Below are 2215 nucleotides of genomic sequence, written 5' to 3'. Positions count from 1 at the left end.
TTGGCCGGACGCATCGAGCTTCGGCTGATTCGTCGTGCTGTCCCAATATTGATTGTAGACGCACTGATCCATCATGACGGGAAACAGCCCGCCGGCCGGAAGCGCCGAGGGCGGCGTGATGACCGCGACGGACGTTGCGCTGTCGGATGTGGATGCAGTGCCAAGGAGCGTGCCGAGCAAGAGCTTGACCAGTCCGCCGTTCGTACTCGCGTCTCGCGTGACCGTGACCTGCACGGCTGGTTCAGGCATGTGCCCTGAAGGAGCCGGTAGTATGACCGCACTGGGCGCAACCAAGATAGGGGACGATGCCGCGACGTCCCAGTAACCGGTCTTGATTGTACCGGTCGATAGCTTGACACCGTCCGATCCGTTCAATGGCACCGCGGCCGCGGCAGATGCCGCGGCTGCGGACCAATTGGGGATGCTCGAACCTGTCGTGAGCGCACCGGCACCGGCAAGCGCCGCTGCATCGGCGGCGTTCTGCAATTCGTGGTTGACCGCAAACACACGTGGAACGTCTACCGCAAAAGCACCGAACATCAGCAGCAGTGTCAACGTAAACAGGAACCACAGTGCAGCGGAGCCGCGCGCTTTTGCACGGCTCGACCAGCATCGCAAATTCGTGCGGCAGACTTTCGGCCGCCCGATGCGGGCCGCACTCGCGCGCAAGGTACTCGCTCGTTCACTCACAGTTCATCACCGCCGCGGCCGTTAACGTGACAGGTCCCGTCAGCGCGCTGAACGCCGAGCCGACCACGAGCCCGTTGTACGTGTAATTGATCGTCACTTTCAGCGCATTGCCGCTGCCGATCGTTGAGCAGCTGCCCGACGGTGTGACAGTCGGCGTGGTGGTCGTGCCGCCGCTGACCAGGCTGCCTTGCGTGTAGGTCAAGGCAACGTTCTGGATCTGGGCGATCGTATAAGGCGTCGAGCGCAAGACAACGCCCTGACGCGCCGCAGCGCCTGCGGCACTTGTAATGACTGCCTTGTCGCAAAGCAGCAGGCTCATGTCGATGATGCCGAGCATCACCATCAGCAAGAACGGCAGCATGAGCACGAACTCGAGCGAGACGATGCCGCCGGTGCGTGCGCGACGGTGCCTGCCGAGATGCAAACGCGGTCTCATCGAATCGTTCCGCCCGATGAAACGCCGTCGCCCGGCACCCGTACCGCGTGGGCGCCGCTGCCGGCTTGTGCCGTCAGTCGTTCACGCAAGTCCCGATAGAAACGCAGATTGTCTTCGGCGGATTCGGTCGGCATCTCCGATACGAGAATGCGCTTGGCCGCCTCGCCGTTGCCGAGCAAGCCGTAGGCGAGCGCGAGGTTCTGGCGCGCTTGCGGAGGCGCATCGGCCAGGCTCGCAATATCGAGCAATACGTTCGCGCCGGCTCGCGCCTGGCCCGAGAGCACGAGCGACAACCCAAGGTCCGCCTTGAGGCCCTGAACTTCGGGGTGGCGCTCCAGCGCGGCGCGATAGACGGCCTGCGCCTCTTCATGCCGGCCTAGCAGGTCCAGCGTCGCTCCGAGTCCCTCGGCCGCCACCGCGTTATCGGGATAGGCCGAGGTCAATTTGCGGTAGCGCTGCTCCGCCTCGTCCAGATGCCGTTGGCGCAGCGCGATGCGCGCGAGTCCCAACTGGGTGCGCGGATCGTCGGGGGCCGAAGCCGCGACGCGCGTGTAGAGCACGCTGGCTCGGGCAAGGTCGCCCGTCTGGTAGATCGTATCGGCGAGACCCAATTGCGCGGGCCGCGATTGCGGATCGGCCTTCAAAAGCTTTTCGAAGAGGGAGAGGGCCAACTGAGTGTCGCCTGCTCCGAGCGCGCTTTCGGCGATATGCAGATCGGCGTTCGCGTCGGGAACGTGGCTTACGGGCATCGGCTGCGGCACCACGTAGTGATTGCTCGCGCAGCCCCCCATGAGCATCGCGGCCGCAATCGACATGCAGAGCGCCAGCGAGGCGCGATGCGAAAGAGTGGGGCGGGGTGTGGTCATGCCACCTCCAGAAACAAAAACAAAGGACAAAACAGAAACGATCATTCAATGATGACGAAACACGGCTAAGAGCCGGATCGCCGCCGGGCCGACCGCAATGAGCGCCACGGTCGGCATGATGAACAGCATCATCGGCAGCGTCATCTTGGGCGCGAGCTTCGCGGCCTTTTCTTCGAGCGCGACCATTTGCATCGAGCGCTCTGTACGCGACAGCGTCCGCAGG

The 2215-nt window shown here is 63.8% G+C and carries 3 protein-coding genes and 1 pseudogene; all 4 read right to left on the bottom strand.

The window, feature by feature from the left end; genetic code table 11:
• On the bottom strand, positions 1–690 hold a 690-nt coding region (locus VGL01_RS22495), incomplete at its 3' end, for a pilus assembly protein TadG-related protein (protein WP_331573308.1).
• Positions 683–1126 (bottom strand): TadE family protein, encoded by a 444-nt coding sequence (locus tag VGL01_RS22490; protein WP_331573306.1) that lies wholly within the window; start codon positions 1124–1126, stop codon positions 683–685. The genes VGL01_RS22495 and VGL01_RS22490, both read right to left, overlap by 8 nt.
• On the bottom strand, positions 1123–1992 hold the full coding sequence (locus VGL01_RS22485) for a tetratricopeptide repeat protein (protein WP_331573304.1): 870 nt from the start codon (positions 1990–1992) through the stop codon (positions 1123–1125). Before VGL01_RS22485 ends, VGL01_RS22490 begins: the two co-directional genes overlap by 4 nt.
• 45 nt (positions 1993–2037) lie before the next feature.
• Positions 2038–2215, bottom strand: a pseudogene (locus VGL01_RS22480) (type II secretion system F family protein); the annotation flags it as partial.

Source organism: Trinickia sp. (assembly GCF_036503415.1).
GTDB lineage: Bacteria > Pseudomonadota > Gammaproteobacteria > Burkholderiales > Burkholderiaceae > Trinickia.
This window is presented reverse-complemented; position numbering and strand designations above follow the sequence as displayed.